Origin of the sequence: Pseudoalteromonas sp. S1608 (assembly GCF_005887265.1) — a bacterium.
In the GTDB taxonomy this organism is placed as follows: Bacteria; Pseudomonadota; Gammaproteobacteria; order Enterobacterales; family Alteromonadaceae; genus Pseudoalteromonas; species Pseudoalteromonas undina.
Map to the genome: position 1 here is coordinate 1 of NZ_PNDK01000023.1, position 16656 is coordinate 16656.

16 protein-coding genes and 1 pseudogene are annotated in these 16656 nt (G+C 38.6%); 6 read left to right on the plus strand and 11 right to left on the minus strand.

Annotated elements, in window-relative coordinates; translation table 11 throughout:
- Positions 1-162, minus strand: a pseudogene (locus CWB75_RS19340) (HvfA family oxazolone/thioamide-modified RiPP metallophore); the annotation flags it as partial.
- A 189-nt stretch (positions 163-351) separates the two neighbouring features.
- Between CWB75_RS19340 and CWB75_RS10780 the strand changes: the two are divergent.
- Both CWB75_RS10780 and CWB75_RS10785 read left to right on the plus strand, forming a co-directional pair.
- The gene (locus CWB75_RS10780) at positions 352-1332 is read left to right on the plus strand and encodes a tRNA-dihydrouridine synthase (RefSeq protein ID WP_054201122.1); all 981 of its coding nucleotides are present in this window, start codon (positions 352-354) and stop codon (positions 1330-1332) included.
- 59 nt (positions 1333-1391) lie between these two features.
- The gene (locus CWB75_RS10785) at positions 1392-1718 is read left to right on the plus strand and encodes a TraR/DksA family transcriptional regulator (protein ID WP_010388576.1); all 327 of its coding nucleotides are present in this window, start codon (positions 1392-1394) and stop codon (positions 1716-1718) included.
- Between the two features lie 14 nt (positions 1719-1732).
- Here the strand turns inward: CWB75_RS10785 and CWB75_RS10790 are convergent, their stop codons facing one another.
- The 9 genes from CWB75_RS10790 to pyrC all read right to left on the minus strand — a co-directional run bounded on the left by CWB75_RS10790 (position 1733) and on the right by pyrC (position 10489).
- Positions 1733-2776, minus strand: coding sequence for a DUF885 domain-containing protein (locus tag CWB75_RS10790; RefSeq protein ID WP_138570636.1), 1044 nt, complete (start codon positions 2774-2776; stop codon positions 1733-1735).
- A gap of 61 nt (positions 2777-2837) precedes the next feature.
- Entirely contained in the window at positions 2838-4097 is a 1260-nt protein-coding gene (locus CWB75_RS10795) for a tetratricopeptide repeat protein (protein WP_138570637.1), read from the minus strand.
- Positions 4098-4108: 11 nt separating this feature from the next.
- Positions 4109-4723, minus strand: a complete 615-nt coding sequence (locus CWB75_RS10800; RefSeq protein WP_010388569.1) for an energy transducer TonB — start codon at positions 4721-4723, stop codon at positions 4109-4111.
- On the minus strand, positions 4723-5127 hold the full coding sequence (locus tag CWB75_RS10805; protein WP_006792384.1) for an ExbD/TolR family protein: 405 nt from the start codon (positions 5125-5127) through the stop codon (positions 4723-4725). The genes CWB75_RS10800 and CWB75_RS10805 overlap by 1 nt, the downstream gene beginning before the upstream one ends.
- 14 nt (positions 5128-5141) lie before the next feature.
- Entirely contained in the window at positions 5142-5666 is a 525-nt protein-coding gene (locus tag CWB75_RS10810) for a MotA/TolQ/ExbB proton channel family protein (RefSeq protein WP_010388565.1), read from the minus strand.
- Positions 5666-7030, minus strand: coding sequence for a MotA/TolQ/ExbB proton channel family protein (locus CWB75_RS10815; protein WP_010388563.1), 1365 nt, complete (start codon positions 7028-7030; stop codon positions 5666-5668). The genes CWB75_RS10810 and CWB75_RS10815 overlap by 1 nt, the downstream gene beginning before the upstream one ends.
- 6 nt (positions 7031-7036) lie before the next feature.
- A complete protein-coding gene (locus CWB75_RS10820; protein ID WP_013465204.1) occupies positions 7037-7807 on the minus strand; it encodes a DUF3450 domain-containing protein in 771 nt (256 codons plus the stop codon).
- A gap of 1027 nt (positions 7808-8834) precedes the next feature.
- Positions 8835-9038: a cold-shock protein gene (locus tag CWB75_RS10825; RefSeq protein WP_004588138.1), complete on the minus strand. Its 204-nt coding sequence runs from the start codon at positions 9036-9038 to the stop codon at positions 8835-8837.
- Positions 9039-9448: 410 nt separating this feature from the next.
- Positions 9449-10489 carry a dihydroorotase gene (pyrC, locus tag CWB75_RS10830; protein ID WP_041708796.1) on the minus strand — a complete coding sequence of 347 codons (1041 nt, stop codon included), beginning with the start codon at positions 10487-10489 and terminating at the stop codon, positions 9449-9451.
- A gap of 206 nt (positions 10490-10695) precedes the next feature.
- On the opposite strand from pyrC, the gene CWB75_RS10835 reads away from it, so the two are divergent.
- The 3 genes from CWB75_RS10835 (at position 10696) to CWB75_RS10845 (ending at position 15218) form a co-directional block, all read left to right on the plus strand.
- The gene (locus CWB75_RS10835; protein ID WP_138570638.1) at positions 10696-13065 is read left to right on the plus strand and encodes an EAL domain-containing protein; all 2370 of its coding nucleotides are present in this window, start codon (positions 10696-10698) and stop codon (positions 13063-13065) included.
- A gap of 446 nt (positions 13066-13511) precedes the next feature.
- A complete protein-coding gene (locus CWB75_RS10840; RefSeq protein ID WP_010388553.1) occupies positions 13512-14399 on the plus strand; it encodes a LysR family transcriptional regulator in 888 nt (295 codons plus the stop codon).
- 54 nt (positions 14400-14453) lie between these two features.
- Positions 14454-15218 (plus strand): YdcF family protein, encoded by a 765-nt coding sequence (locus CWB75_RS10845; RefSeq protein ID WP_075169057.1) that lies wholly within the window; start codon positions 14454-14456, stop codon positions 15216-15218.
- 143 nt (positions 15219-15361) lie between these two features.
- Here CWB75_RS10845 and CWB75_RS10850 read toward each other — a convergent pair whose 3' ends face one another.
- A complete protein-coding gene (locus tag CWB75_RS10850) occupies positions 15362-16114 on the minus strand; it encodes a Nif3-like dinuclear metal center hexameric protein (RefSeq protein WP_054201128.1) in 753 nt (250 codons plus the stop codon).
- Positions 16115-16264: 150 nt separating this feature from the next.
- Between CWB75_RS10850 and CWB75_RS10855 the strand changes: the two genes are divergently transcribed.
- Positions 16265-16627, plus strand: a complete 363-nt coding sequence (locus tag CWB75_RS10855) for a hypothetical protein (protein WP_010388549.1) — start codon at positions 16265-16267, stop codon at positions 16625-16627.
- Positions 16628-16656: the final 29 nt, after the last annotated feature.

The following is a 16656-nucleotide window of genomic DNA, read 5'->3' on the forward strand; positions in this document are numbered from 1 at the left end:
ACCTTCGCCGCACTTGCCTTCACCAGCGTCTAATTGATAACCAGCTACCATTTGTTGAAACTCAAATGGATTAGCTTGAACATTAGTACTCGCCATACTTGCGCTGCCAACAACCACTGCGCCTAATGTTAATGCAATTGAGTTTTTCTTTATTGTATTCATTTTTAATTACCTTTTAAACTTGTTGAACATCATTATAAAAGTAGACCGGTATTAAACTAAAAACTTTCAAATTTTCTATTTTTTTGCAAATAAGTTATTTAACTCTCTATGAACGCTAATAAGCGTTTTATGAATTTATGATTTACAGGTAAACTGGCGCTCCTTTTTTAGTAATACATTAATCACACTATGAAACTTATTTTAGCACCGATGGAAGGTGTCGTTGACTTTAAAATGCGCCAACTACTTACCGACATAGGCGGCTTCGATCTTTGTGTGACCGAATTTATCCGTGTTGTAGATACTTGCCTTCCAGATAAAGTATTTCACCGTTATTGCCCTGAACTTAAAAATGCGGGACTCACTCGTAGCGGTACTCCGGTTCGTATTCAGTTATTAGGCCAAGTAGCCGACGTGTTAGCAGAAAATGCTGTAAAAGCAATTGGCTTAGGCTCTCATGGCGTTGATTTAAACTTTGGTTGCCCAGCAAAAACTGTCAATAAAAGCAAAGGCGGTGCTGTATTACTCAAAGATCCAGATCATATGTACTCGATTATAAAAACGGTAAGGGATGCCGTTGATGATGAGCATGAAGTAAGTGCTAAAATTCGCTTAGGTTTTGATGATGATAGTAACAGCCAAGAAATTGTCGATGCCGTTGTTAGCGCTGGTGCTAACAGCATTGCTATACATGCACGTACTAAACGCGATGGCTACAATCCACCCGCCTATTGGGAAAAAATCCCTCCTTTGGTCAAAGATAAAAAAATTGCAGTGGTCGCCAATGGCGAAATTTGGCAAATAGAAGATGCACTTTTATGCCAAAAACGCAGTGGTTGCCGTGATTTGATGATTGGTCGTGGCGCTCTTTCACATCCTGATCTAGCAAGAAAAATTAAAGCGCAGGTTAATAAAGAAAGCTACAGTGAACTGACATGGGAAAATATTTTACACCATATTATTCATTCATCTATGCACCAAACAGCCAGCAAAGATACTAAATACTTCGCATCTCGAACAAAACAATGGCTTGGTTATTTAAAACGCCAATATCCACAAGCAGGACTATTATTTGATGAAATTCGTCGTTTAAAAGCCAAGGATGAAGTAGCCGAAGTGTTAAAGAAGTATGCGAAAGCGCCACAATTTGATACAAATCATAACACCTAAGTAAATCTAAATAGATAATAGCAGTATCACTACAAATTAACTTAAGGGTTATACTGCTAATGCATCACCAGCAACGACTAAACGATGAAATAGAAAGTGTTAAAGCAACTATATTAGGTTTGCTGTCACAATCGACTCACCCTACACATCAAAATTTGCTCTGCATCCTAACCCATACATCCAATGAAGAGTGGCTCGATTTAGCCGCTCAACAATTAGGTACTGAGTATAATCCGTTAATTGAACGAATGAACAAGCTTGAAGCAGCAATTAGTCAAATGGATATTGGTCAATATGGCTACTGCTGTGACTGTGAAGAGAAAATATCAGAGCAGCGCTTAGAAAGAGACCCTGCTGCTCAGCGGTGTGATAAGTGCGCTAAATAGTAGCGCACTTAAATTTAATTAAGTAATTGCGGTGCAAAACTAAATGATTGCCCTGGATAAAAAATAATATCCTCAACTAATATCCTCGCATCTTTTTCACTAATATTTAAACGTTTTAGTAAATTCAAACGCGCTTGCGATAGTGTCCACGCATGATAATGCACCCCAAGATCAGTTTCCATCATAGCCATATAGAGCTGCGCATCGGCAGGTTCTAATTGTGTAGCGTTAGCCCGCTGAGGTAATAGCGTATAACCCGTTGACCAGTCTAAACCCATTATTTTAGAATCAGTTAAAAGTAATTTGGTAAGCTGTGAGGCATTTGAAGCTTCTACCATTGTATGCTGTTTTTGACTCTGCATTGATTTAAATTTACTATCAATGCGACTTAGCCACTCAAGCGGTGAAAGCACATCATTTGCAAAATAATTTAATTTACTTTGATACCACTGGCTGCCATTAGCAAGGCCAGACAACCCAATGCTGCCTCTTGGCTTATACTGCGCTAAGTAATTATTTAATACACTCAGAGACTCATTAAGCTCAATAGGTGTGTCTGTACTGTTAATTGCTTGCTGTACATAGTGCTTTAAATAATTATGCTCTATTTTATTAAGCTTTAAGTTACTTTGCTCAGCGGCTTTAAGCTGTGTTTGAACAAATATCAGCCATTGCTCAATGTTTTTATACTGAGCATCATTTTTAACTATCGAAAGCATATTTGATAACACATCAGTGTGTGCAGGCCATGCGAAATACCGCTCTGGAAATCGCTCAGCAATCACCAAATAATTTACCTGATTAGTTTGCGCAACAGTTAACTTCATTTGCATTAGCTGCTGGTAAATATCATGGCGACGCGCTAAATATGCATCAGTAAAAGGCAGTTGCTCATTACTAAGTCCTGTAGCATGTGAGTTTTTTTGTGCACTTAAAGCCGTATTAAGTGATATTAACGCGGTTTGTGCCTCTTCATAAGATGAAAATAAGTCAGCTGGCTTAGAGCAGGATGCTAAAAGCAAACAAAAGAGCAATGAAATAATAGGCGTTTTGTTCATGTTAATTCCAATAAAAAAAGCCCCAATGGGGCTTTTTAAAAATACTAGAGTACATTAAATATTAAATTTTAACACCGTTGCGAGCGGCTTTATCTTTAATATATGTAGCCCAACCTTTTGCAAACCTACGTGTGCTTGGGTCGTCCATAGCTTTAGTAATAGCAGCATGTGCTTGCTTATACTTGCCTTGGTAGTAAAACGCTTCAGCTAAATCTGAATAAATAGTACCTTTCTTATCAGAGCCAAACTCTAATGCTTTGTTTAAGCTAACAATAGCACCACTGAATTTTTCAGCTCGTAAAAGTAATGAACCTGCTTTGCGGTAAAGCTCAGCGTCATTATCAAATTTAGCAGCTTCTACGTAGTACTTAGCAGCTTTCTCTATATCTTTCGAACGATGGTAGTTACTAGCAATCGCACTCATGTTTTGCTTAGTGCGTTTAACTTTTTCTTCTTTAACGGCCTTTTCAAGCGTTACAGCTGCTTTATAAGGAATTTCGTTTAAAGAATAAAAGTTAGCTAAAACTTTGTATTCAACTTCGTTTTCAAAGTAACCGTTCTTGTAAGCAACTTCCATAGTTGCTAGGCCTTTTTTATAGTCTTCGGTTTGTAAATAATACTTACCTAAGCCTACCCAAGACTTTTTGTCTTCAGGCCATACACGAACGATTTCTTCAGCAACTTTAACCATATTTTGATATTGCTTTTTCTCAAAATAGGCAGCTAATTTAAGTTGATAAGGAGCTTTATTAGGCTCTTTTGCTAACTTAATTGCTTTGTTTGCTGGCTCAAGAACCTCATTAAATTGTTTAAGCTCATAACTTGCTTGCGCAATACGAGTGTAAACTTTTGGGTCTTCTTCGCCTGTAAAGTCCATCCAATCATAATATGCTTGCTTGGCAGCACTGTATTGTTCAGTACCTGCATACATATCACCTAAGGTTTTTAAACCTTGAGCCTGATCGGCAAAGTTTAATACATCTGGTGCAATCGCTGCTTTCATATACTTAATAGCAACTTTGTACTGCTCTTTTTGAGCGTACATGCTGCCCAAGTAACGATTAACAGTTGCTTTGTCAAAGTCGTTAGACGGATCTAACTCTTTCAATAAAGCGATTGCACCATCAACATCCTCTTCATTATACAAATCAAACGCTTTAATTACTTTCTTACCAGTACGTTCGCCCATGATTTTAGTCTTTGCTTTCTTACGCTCTTCAATTTTCGCGTAATCTGGCGCCGCTAAAACAGGTGCAGTTAATGCTACACCTGACACAGACATAAGAATTGCAAGTGCAGTTACTTTAGAAAAATTTCTCATTACTCGCCTCCTTAGTTGCCTTGGTTAAGTTTAAAGTCTAGTTGAACTTGTAAACCAACTTGCTTTTGTGGTTTTCCGTCAATGATCTTAGGACGGTATTTCCACTTACGCAATGCACGTTTAGCTTCACGGTCAAAGATACGTTTTGGATCTGCGTCGATTACATCAACGTCAATCACACCACCTAACTCATCAATTGTGAATGAAAGTTGAACCCAACCTTCTTTACCATCACGTGCTGCTTGTGTTGGATATTTTGGTTCAATACGAACGATCGGTGTCGCATCACCATCTCGTCCAAATGCACCTGGACCACTTAGTCCACCGGCCGTGCTTCCCACATCGATGCTTGGCATATTAAACGACAAGCTCGTACTTGGGTTGCTATTTTCCGGCTGTGGCGGCTGCGGTTTAGGCGGCTGCTTTGGCGGTGGCGGAGGCGGAGGCGGTACACGCTTCCTCTCCTGCACCTTAGATTCAGGCGGATTCGTCATAATTTCGACTATGATCTGCTCTTTTTGTTCCGTATTACGGTCAGCCCCACCAGAGATGAGGTATGCCATGAAGTAGAACAAGCCGAAAGTAACTGCCCCACCTGCAATCAGTGAAAACAGAAAACGAATCATTACTGATCTCCAGCTATTGAAATTCTCAGGTTATCACCTGTCGCTTTAATCTGGTCCATCACTTTAACCACTGTACCGTGTTTTGCTTCTTTATCAGCTTGCAAAATTACAACATCAGTAGGTTGTTCTGCTAATAAACTTTCGATTTTTGCTGAAACACGTTCAACATCAACTTGCTGTTTATCAATCCAGATTGCACCGTCGCTGCGAATTGCAATAAAAATGTTAGCATTTTTTTGCTTCGTAGCTTGGGCAGCTTTTGGTTTATTGACCTCGATACCAGCCTCTTTAACGAACGATGTAGTTACGATAAAGAAAATAAGCATGATAAATACGATGTCAAGCATTGGCGTCATATCTACCGCTGCTTCTTCTTCTTCACGAAAACGTTGTTTACGTGCCATATTTAATTCTCTCTCTAGTGATGAGGCATACTATCTACAAGTTTGGCTTTCACCATTCTCGCTCTTGCCTCAAGGCGTGAGCTAAAGAATACCCCAGATAGTGCCGCAACCATTCCAGCCATTGTTGGGATTGTTGCCATTGATATGCCTGATGCCATTAAACGTGCATTACCTGTACCTTGGGTCGCCATGGTTTCAAAAACCGCGATCATACCCGTAACAGTACCAAGTAAGCCTATTAAAGGACATACAGCTACTAATGTTTTAATCAACAACATACGCTGATCTAATTTTTCAGACGCTTCAGAAATCCATGCTTCACGGATTCTGTGTGCGTACCAAGACGTAGTGTCTTGGCGGGCATCCCACTTGGCTACTATTTCCTTCGTTAAACGAGGAAATTCAGCAAGTAGGAACCAATAGCGCTCAATCATTAAAACCCACATAAGAAAGAGTGCTATCGCGACCACGTATAATACCTGGCCGCCTGTGCCAACAAAATCCCTGATAGATTCCCAGATCTCCATCAGGACTAGCATTAGGCTTTCTCCTTCTCCGCGTGAGTCGCGATGATACCCGCGCTTTGCTCATCAAGGATGTGTAATACCGACTTACTACGACCTGCAACAATAGAGTGAAGTAGGATAAGTGGTAGAGCTGCAATTAGACCTAGCGCTGTAGTTACAAGTGCTAGAGAGATGTTACCAGCCATGATCTTCGGATCGCCCGTACCGAACAATGTGATTGTTTGGAACGTTAAGATCATACCGATTACCGTACCTAGTAGACCTAGTAATGGTGCGATAGCAGCAAGGATCTTGATGATGTTAATACCCGCTTCGATGCGTGGCGTTTCACGTAGAATCGCTTCATCAAGTTTTAGCTCAAGGTTTTCAACATCTTGGTTTTTGTTGTCAGAGTACACTTTAAGAATACGACCCAGTGGGTTATTTGTATTCGGTGTAGACAAGTTCTTAAGCTGACCTTTGATCTTAGAAGTAGTAAGCGCTAAATCAACGAAACGTACTAAGAAGATTAAAAGACCTACAACGAGTAATACTGTGATGATGTAACCAACTTCAGCACCTTGCTCGTAGTACTCCATAAGAGACTTTTTCTGCGTGTTGATACGTAAAATTGCACCACGTGTAGGATCCACGTATACGCCAGCGTAGTTATCAGCTGAAGTACCTTCTAGATCAGAAATACCTTTAAGGATATAGCTATCAGGTTGCTTACCTAGAGGCTGGATAGATTTAGTCTCTGGTGAGTAGATTAAGTAGCCGTCGTCTGTAACTAAGTTGAAGTTACCGATACGTGTTACTTTTTTCATAGACGGGTTACCGTCAAGACCTGCAACTTCAGTTTCAAACGTTGAAACTTTTGCTGATTCAGTCATTTCTGTTTGAAGTGAAATCCAAAGCTCTTCTAATTCACGAACAGTTGGAAGTTCTTTAGCGGCTGCTAATGAACGAAGTACTTCAGCACGACCTGGTTTTTCAGCACTTACTAAAGATGCTTCAATTGAACCAATCGCGTCAGCTGCTGCACGACGAACAACACCAAACATTTCACCTAACGTACCTTGCGCGTTTTGAAGAGCTTGCTCTTTTTCCGCTAAAGTATTTTCGTTTTGTGCATATTCTTTGCTAAGACGATCACCACGTGCTTTTTCAGCAGCTAGTTGGCTTTTCGCTTTGTTAAGTAACGCTTGCTTATCAGCACGATCTGACAAGAACTCTTGTTCACGTTGCTTATTGATTTTTCCTTCAGAGATACGCTCTTGCTTTACTTGCTCAAGAATTTTATCTAAAGCGTCAGTATTTGCATGTGCATTAAGCGCGGTACCGGCAGAAACAGACAGTACTGCTGCAACAGCAAAACCTTTAAATAGTTTCTTCATTATTGATTACTCCGCGCCAAAAATTGGTAGTTTAACAAGTTCTAGTGTCGCTTGCTTACGTGCCATACGGATCACTTCTTTAACAGGTTTTAGGTATTCTTCACCTAATTCTTTCCACTGTTTAGTGTTGTTATCCCACACCCAAGCGTGTTTTAGATCGAATGATTGCGCTACGTAAGTAATACGACCTAAACGACCAATATCTACGTTAATGCTACGACCATCAACATCCAAAGTACCTTGAGAAGCAGTTACAGCTGAGCTGTAGGCTGTTTCAACAGTGTACGCTTCAAGAACCTGACGGAACTTCTCAGACGTTGTTACAGATGCAGATGCCATGATCTCACGTAATCTTTCAACACGTCCAAGACGAGTTTCAAGGTTAAATGGAACGTCCGCTTTGATGAATTGCTCAAGCGTATCGATCATGCGATACATCAAAGGCACAACGTTTTGTTTAGTGTTATCGATAGTCGCGATTTGACGATCGAACGATGCGATAGACGCGTTTTGGTCTGCGACCAAACGTGCTACGTGATCGTTGTACACTTTCATAAGTTCAGTCTCATCAACGATGCTACGGTACTCAGCGATTAACTCCTGAGTTTGACCATATACATTGTCAATTTTAGTTTGAGACTTAACCGCAGCCTTTTGAATTGTTTGACCTGCTTTTTGCACGTCATTCAAAGGATCTGCAATCACATTGCTGCTTGCAAATGCAAAAGCGCCAACCAACGCAGTTGCTACAAGACTCTTTCTGATTTTAACAGACATAGTTCCCAACCAATTAAGTAATGTTACTTTTATAATTTAATTATCAACCCGCTATGGGGAAGACAACCCTGATATCTTTTAATAGATATCAACTTACCAATAATGCTAAATGCATTAAGTCATGTCAACTTCATGTTTAGCATAACCTATAAATAAATCAGCTTGTTTGTAAGATATTTACTGGGCCCGAACAAAAAAATTAACATTATTATAACTAACGTGATAAACACAATTTCTGCAAGCCCTGATATAGTAAGAATAACGATAACCACCACCGTTAATGTAAACAAAAATATAACATTTAAAATTAACTTAATCGTTGCTGAAAAAAAATTAAAAATAAGCTAATTTTCTGTCCCGAATATTCATTTTGAAGCTTTTTTAAGACTTTTTAGACCAAAAATACAGCTAATCGTTATTATTAGGTTATTCATCGCATCATAATAATGACGTGCAGATTTATTAAAAAGCAATACAAAGGGGGGGAAGGTAATTACAAAAAATCATTTTTATTAACACCTGTGTTTTTTCATCCAATTAATATAACGCTCCCTGGCCACTGTTAATATTTTCATAGGTACGAATGCCAATCTTACACACTTTTAAGCTTTTATTAACCAATAGGATTTGCAGTGATGACGCTGATAGGTTCACTATAACGTTAAGTAATACCAACTCGCTTAATTAAATGAGCTATTTTTAAAAAGGAAAACTATGTAGATAGCAAGGCAAAAAATTTACTTATTTTTTTCTAGACGAGAAATTTTTAACGCAGTTATCGACTCATCTGCCCTCTCAATATGGTTAAGTATTATTACGTAATGGCACAGCTAATATGTAGTTGGCCGATGAAATACTCAAAGCACGAAGGTTTATAAACATATAGATAAAATGAGGGTTTAAAGGAATTATAGCTACTAAAAGAATTATGGCGTTACGGAGGAGTAAATGAGTTTTGTAGATGTATATAAATTATGGTGAAACAGGTTAGTGCTTCACCACGATGAACTTAGGTTCACATAATAAATTATGCTACTTCTACGTTCTCAGCTTCTGGGCCTTTTTGACCTTGCTTGATGCTGAAAGTCACTGCTTGACCTTCGCTAAGAGTGCGAAAACCAGAACCAGTGATTGCGCTGAAATGTACAAACACGTCAGGACCATTTTCTTGTTCAATGAAACCAAAGCCTTTAGCTTCGTTGAAAAATTTTACTTTACCAGTAACCGACATACTAAATTTTCCTGTAAGTCAATAATTAAAATTCAGCCATATAATTATGGCAATATCCTCCCTGAGTCAATGCCCAAAAAACTGGAGGTGATAGTACAGGAAGAAGTAATAACCAAACCGGTAACCTTAAACGCAGCACAATACCGTAATTCAATACGCAAAAACTCAAAGCCAATTAAGGTTAACACATTAATATTTTTTTAGCTCTATTAATTGGGATTTATTTTTGAAGATTCATCGATTTATTACTTTCTTTATAAGTTTCTAATTTTTATAAGGATAAACAACCTAAAAGTTGTGTTTTTTATAAGCAGATTATAAATTTTTAAAATATGGTTTCTCCAAACCGCTTTTTTGGTAATTGAAAATAAAAAACCACCTTAGTTTAGGTGGTTTTAGCTTAATCTTTACTATTTAACTTGCCAGTCAATAACACTATCGGCTTTAATCGGTACTACTTCTGAATCTCCTAGCGAATAACTTGCTGGCACTGTCCAAGGCGCTTTCTCCAAGGTAATAGTGTCGGTATTACGCTCAAGGCCATAAAAGTCTGGACCGAAGTGGCTTGCAAAGCCTTCTAACTTATCAAGCGCTCCTGCCTCTTCAAAAGCTTCAGCATAAAGTTCAATAGCTGCATGCGCGGTATAAGCACCGGCACAACCACATGCCGCTTCTTTTTTATCTTTATAATGTGGGGCTGAATCCGTGCCTAAAAAGAATTTTTTACTACCACTTGTCGCTGCCGCCATAAGCGCTTGTTGATGAATGTTACGCTTTAATATTGGTAAGCAGTAATAATGTGGGCGTATCCCCCCTGCTAACATATGGTTGCGGTTATATAACAAATGATGCGCAGTAATTGTAGCTGCTACATTATCCGAGGCATTTTCAACAAATTCTACTGCATCTTTCGTTGTTATATGCTCAAGGACAATTTTAAGCTCAGGAAAGTCTGCGACAACGTCACCTAAAATAGTGTCTAAAAATACTTTTTCACGATCGAATATATCAATAGAAGAGTCAGTGACTTCACCATGGACAAGTAAAAGCATGCCAACCTCTTGCATTGCTTTTAATACTGGGTAGATATTTTTTACTGATGTTACACCAGAATCCGAGTTAGTTGTTGCACCCGCTGGGTACAATTTAGCTGCAAAAATTTTACCTGTCGCTTTTGCTTTTTTTATTTCATCAGGCGTCGTTTTATCAGTAAGGTAAAGCACCATTAAAGGTTCAAACTGCCCTTGAGGTTTTGCAGCCATAATTCGCTCTCGGTACGACAATGCGGTTTCTGTACACGTAGCTGGCGGAACTAAATTTGGCATAATTATCGCGCGGCCCATATAACGGCTAATGTCACGCACCGTATCTTTTAACTGATCCCCATCGCGTAAATGCACATGCCAATCATCGGGTCTAGTAATCGTTAAAGTTGTCATTTTGCTCGTCATCGTAAAGTCCTAATGCTTAAGTTAACTGATCATAGGCATATGGTGTTTTCGAGTAAAGGGCTTATTAGAAATAATCCTTAGATACTACATTTAAAGTTAACTTTACACTTGATGATTCTCATTTAACGTTTTATTTTGTAGAAACGTTAATATTAGGTTAACGTATGTACCTTTAATAATAATTATAAGGCCTCCCAAAGCTGCTTATGTCGAACACTATCGATACCACTAAAGCGCTCGAAACTAAAACGGATCAATTGAGTATAATCAATCAGTTCTCGTCAAGTTTATTGCAACTGAATACATTAGAAGCGCTTTTTAGTTATGTCACTACACAGGTTGTTAATCGACTTGGGTTTGTAGACTGCGTTATTTACTTAGCAGATGACAGCCAATCTTTGCTGAATCAAGTAGCTTCTATGGGTATTGAAAGCGAACATATCAGTTATCAGTCTGAACGCAAAATCATTCGCTTTAGCGAAGGCATAACAGGCTATGCAGCATCCACAGGGCAAGCATTAATAATTGGTGATGTAAATAAAGACAGCCGTTACATAGCTGATGAACGCCCTGCCCAATCAGAAATATGCGTCCCCTTAATATACAAAGATCGCGTGCTTGGGGTTATAGACTGTGAGCACCCAATAAAAAATTACTTTACTAGTTCGCATCTAGAGATTTTAACTACGGTAGCTCATTTATTAAGCGCAAAAATCAATCAAGTGAATACCGTTAATAGCTTGCAAGACACAGTAATGCAGCTCAACAATGCACAAAAATTAGAAAGCAGCCTACTGCAAATAGCTAACTTAACCTACAAAGCACAAAATTTAGATACGTTTTTTAAATCGCTGCATGTAATTATTGACAGCTTATTGACTGCAAGTAACTTTTTTATTGCGTTGTACGACAAAAAAGAAGACGCACTCGACTTTGTTTATACCGTTGAAGGCGGTGTACAAACAAATACCCATAAAATAATTTCAAAAGATCAACTAAAAGAGACAGCCTCTTATTATTTGCTGATTAATGAACGACCATTGCTACTTAATAAACAGCAATACCATGAACATATTGCACAAGGCCATTTTAAGTTAGTAGGTGAACAAGCTGATTCATGGTTAGGTGTACCTTTTAAAGTTAATGAGCGTATGAGTGGCGTTATTGTTGTACAAAGTTATGACGAACAACATTATTATAATGAGCATGATAGTTCGCTGCTAACCTATGTAAGCCGTCAAATAAGCATGGTTATAGATAGGCATTTAGCCCGCCAAGAGCTTGAGCACAAAGCGCTGCACGATGAGCTAACTGGGCTGGCAAACCGTTCGCTACTGATTGAAAGAATGAAGCATGCGATTTTACGCCTAAATCGCGCTCAAAAAGGCACTTTTCATGCCCTGCTTTACCTTGATTTTGATCGCTTTAAGAGTATTAATGATTCGTTAGGTCACGAAGTAGGTGATCACTTTTTAATTGCTATATGTAAACTCATTACTCAAACGGTACGCAATACCGATACCTTTTCTCGCTTAGGTGGCGATGAGTTTGCTATTTTTATGGAAAACCTCAGTCATCGTGACCAAGTAAACGATGCCCTTACTCGCATTAAAACGGCACTATCTGAACCTGTCAATATTGATGGCCATTTACTGCAGCCCTCCACCAGTATTGGCGTTGCATTTAGTGACAGCGTAGACGATGAAGCATTTGTATTATTGCAACAATCAGATGCGGCTATGTATGAGGCAAAATCATCTGGGCGTGGCCAAGTTAAATTTTTTAATAACGTGATGCGCAATAAGCTAAAAACGCATGCAGATCTTGAAAACGATTTACAGCACGGTATTGAGCATAATGAATTTGAACTGTATTTTCAGCCTATCTTTACTATTAACAGTGGCGAGGTTATAGGATTTGAAGCTCTCGTACGTTGGCATCACCCAAAAAAAGGGTTTATATCACCGAACGACTTTATTCCAATTGCTGAAAAGACCGGGCAAATTATTAACTTAGATTTGCATTTACTAGACCTCGCAGCGCAACATATTGCTTTGTGGCAACAACAAGGGCATCGCTTTTTACGTGTCACGGTTAATGTATCTTCTCGACACTTTGCCAGTTTAGAATTTGTAGAGCAGCTCCATAGTATTTATAAAAAACACCACCTACCACTGGGCTCATTGTGTCTTGAGATAACTGAATCGGGACTGATCGAAAATTTAGAATTAGCGACGCAAATTATACAAGGGTTATCACCTTTAAAAGTGTTGCTTTGCCTTGATGATTTTGGCACAGGCTATTCTGCTCTAGGCTACTTGCACCAACTGCCAATTCATGTAATGAAAATTGATAAAAGCTTTATTGATAACTTAAAAACCACTGCTAACCCATTAATAGATGCTATCTTAACCTTGGCTATTTCTTTAGATCTTATTGTTATTGCAGAAGGAATAGAAACCGCTGAGCAACTTACTATTTTACAAAAAACCCAATGTGATTATGGGCAAGGCTTTTTAAAATCAAAACCTGTTAAAGCAACAGAGGCCATAGCATTAATACACAGCCCTCTTTAATGGCTAGGCACAGCTGGAATTTACAACCAAGTATTTAGGATTAAACTGACCACTGTGCTTACTCGCTTTAATACTCTTAATAATTTAATCTCGTTTGTAAGAGCATACCAATTTAAACCTTGATGCTAAATGCTAACCTCAACAGCATGTTTTACAACAACACATTAATCGCTAAACATACATAACTTACTCCATAACCAAATTCACACTGCTTTATTTTAATTTCAGCTTAACTATTTAAACCCGATTTAACATGAGCTAAATTCAACAACAAACAAATAACAAAACAATATTTGACTATGCAAAGTTAATAAATTTAATGTTTGCAGTAAAAAACACACCAAACCTCACTTTTATAGCCATCTAGACGTTGAAACGATTTTTATATAAGCGTAGTATGTAGTTAATCTAAGCAATACTCACCATACCCATGAGATTTATTAAAGATGATTGACATTAAACACCTAAAAACTATAGCGACCCTTAAAGAAACGGGATCGTTAGTTAATACAGCCCGCGAGCTATTTTTAACTCAGTCAGCTTTATCACATCAGATCAAAGATTTAGAAAATAAATTAGATTGCCAGTTGTTCGAACGAAAAACTCAACCCGTCCGATTTACACCTCAAGGTATGTTATTACTTGAATTAGCACACGAAATATTACCTAAGTTAGAAGCAACTAAATGCCGATTAAAAGAAAGTTTAAATCAGCCAATCTCACAACTGCGTCTAAGTGTTGAATGTCATGCCTGTTTTCATTGGCTATTGCCTACTATTAAAGAGTTTAATAATTTTTGGCCTGACATAAAGATTGATTACGAACGTGGTTTTAGTTACGACGCCATCCCAGACTTATTAAATGATGAATTAGACCTAGTGCTTACCTCAGATGTGCGTGAACCCGACAAACTAGAATACGCCCACCTATTTGACTTTAAACTTAAGCTAATAGTGGCACCGGATCATGACTTAGCTAAAAAAGCCTACGTAACTGCGCTTGATTTAAAAAACGAAACTATTATTTCTTACCCGATTCCCCGTGAGCGCCAAGATATATTTAAGCATTTTATTCAAAATGCACGTTTTGATGGCACGCTTAAAACAGTTGATCAGGGCTTACTTATATTTCAATTAGTCAGTGCAGGTATGGGTGTAGCCGCCCTACCTGATTGGCTCGTTACTCCGTATGAAAGCCAAGGGCTAATTAAGTCAATTCCACTGGGCGCGCTTGGTTTAACCCGTCCGATGTACTTAGCGATGAAAAAAGACATGAAAGACAATCCGGTTTACCGTCATTTTTTAAACACCTGTAAATTAAATAACGGTCGATAAATCTAAAACTTATGAGTAACATGTTAGTAAATATATTCAACCGTGTTACTCATTATGTTTGAACTTAAAAAAATATTGGGCGGTTTACTCATGCCGTTACCATTACTAGGTTTACTTAGCCTAATACTGCTTATTTTTGCACTCAAACAACGAAAGCTTGTTATTACCTTGTCTTTTTTAAGTCTTACAACCTTATTACTTGCCAGTACGCCCTGGGTTGCCAACTTATTGATTAAACAGAATCAACCTACTTCATTGGCTTTTAGTATCAATGATCACCCAAGCATAGATAAAATTGTGGTACTTGGCTGCGACATAAACCCTAACCCAGCCCTTAGTGCTAACAGCCAGCTAGGAAATTGTGCATTAACACGTTTAGTGGAAGGTATTAGGCTCGCTAATATATATCCTCAAGCTCAGTTAATTGTATCGGGTGGGGGTTATGAAAAAGTCACCAACAGCGCACTTATGTATAAAACGGCAATTAGCTTGGGTATGAATAAAAGTCGCATTGTACAAAATCCAAACGCAATGGACACAGCGCAAGAAGCCGCATTTTTAGCCTCAAAACTAGTTGATTATAATACCGCTTTAGTTACTTCTGTAAGCCATATGCCCAGAGCAATAAATTTATTTAATGCTCAAGGCATCACTGTGATCCCCGCAGCAACTGACTACCACAACTTTGCAGCGTACCCTTGGTATAAGCAACTCATACCCAACGCAAAAGCATTACTAGTAGTGACTCAATTTGCCCATGAAGTACTTGGCGATACATGGATAAAAATACGTCGCACAATAAATCCTGAAGCTCTTTGATTTTTTATTGTTGATGGGTTTTAACCTCAGCGGAAACTCTTTATAACATATTAAAATAATAAGTTATTTTAATATGTTATAAAGAACCTACTCAAGATAAGTATGAATAGGTTACTTAGACGGCATTGTATTTACGGCAAAGCTTACACTGGGTTGTCTATATCAATAAATGTTACATCAAAGCCATATTTATCAGCAAGGTATTCACCCAGCGCTTTAATACCGTATCGCTCTGTGGCATGGTGGCCAGCAGCAAAAAAGTCGATATTTTGCTCGCGAGAACTATGTATTGTTTGTTCTGACGCTTCACCGGTTAAGTAAGCATCTAGCCCCTGCTCAGCTGCTAAATCTATATAGCCTTGCCCGCCACCAGTGCACAGGGCAATAGTTTCAATTTTATCATTACGCACTAAACTTGTCAGAGGCTCGCGATTAAGCACTTGGTTTATTTTTTTAGCAAATTCGCACCCCGTTAGCGGCGTTTTTAACCGCCCTTTCATCGCGACACTGTTATTGACTGGCTCTAAACCTGCTTCAATCTCAATATCGAGTAATTGCGCTAGCTGAGCGTTGTTGCCGATTTCAGGGTGAATATCTAATGGCAAATGATAAGCAAATAAATTGATGTCGTTAGCTAAAAGTGCAGCCACACGACGTTTTTTCATGCCAATGATAGGTTGTGACTCGCCTTTCCAAAAATAGCCATGGTGTACCAAAATGGCATCGGCATTTTTTTCAATCGCGGCATCAATAAGTGCTTGGCTTGCCGTTACACCCGTTACTATGGTGCGTATCTCATCTTTACCTTCTACCTGAAGTCCGTTTGGACAAAAATCGTTAATGGTTTCTGGCTTTAACAGGGTATTTAATAGTTGATTAAATTCTCTACGTTGCATACTACTTACCTTACTTTGCACTGAATTTTGTACAAATTTTGGCGGTTATGCGCTAAAAATGAAAGGAAAATCGCAAAAAATTGAAAAACAGTTCTAAAATAGGTATAAATACCTCTTCTTTATCTGTGTAAACAACGTATAGGGTCTCTGATGAGCAAACTAGACAAAACAGAAGTGTTATCTGCCTTTGAAGCTGCATATGAAGCTGCCAATGGTAAAAAACCTGAAATAACAACTAAACCTGGCTGGTACAGCGTTGATGGCGGCAAGAATATGCGCCTAGCTGATGTAGCAGAGCTGACTAAAGAATTAAGCTCTGGAAAGTCTACAAAAAAAGCTGCAGTAAAAGCACCCGCTAAAAAAACTAAAAAAGCTGCTCCTGTAAAAGCACAGAAAAAAGCGCCTTTCACCGTGATCACTGAGAACGAAGAAGGTTACACAGCAGAAGAGCTTTGGATAGTAGAGCTTGCTCGTAAAGATCACGACTGCCGCCTACCGCGCGGTGTAGTGTAATTCACTGAGTGCTCAGTATAAAAGAAACC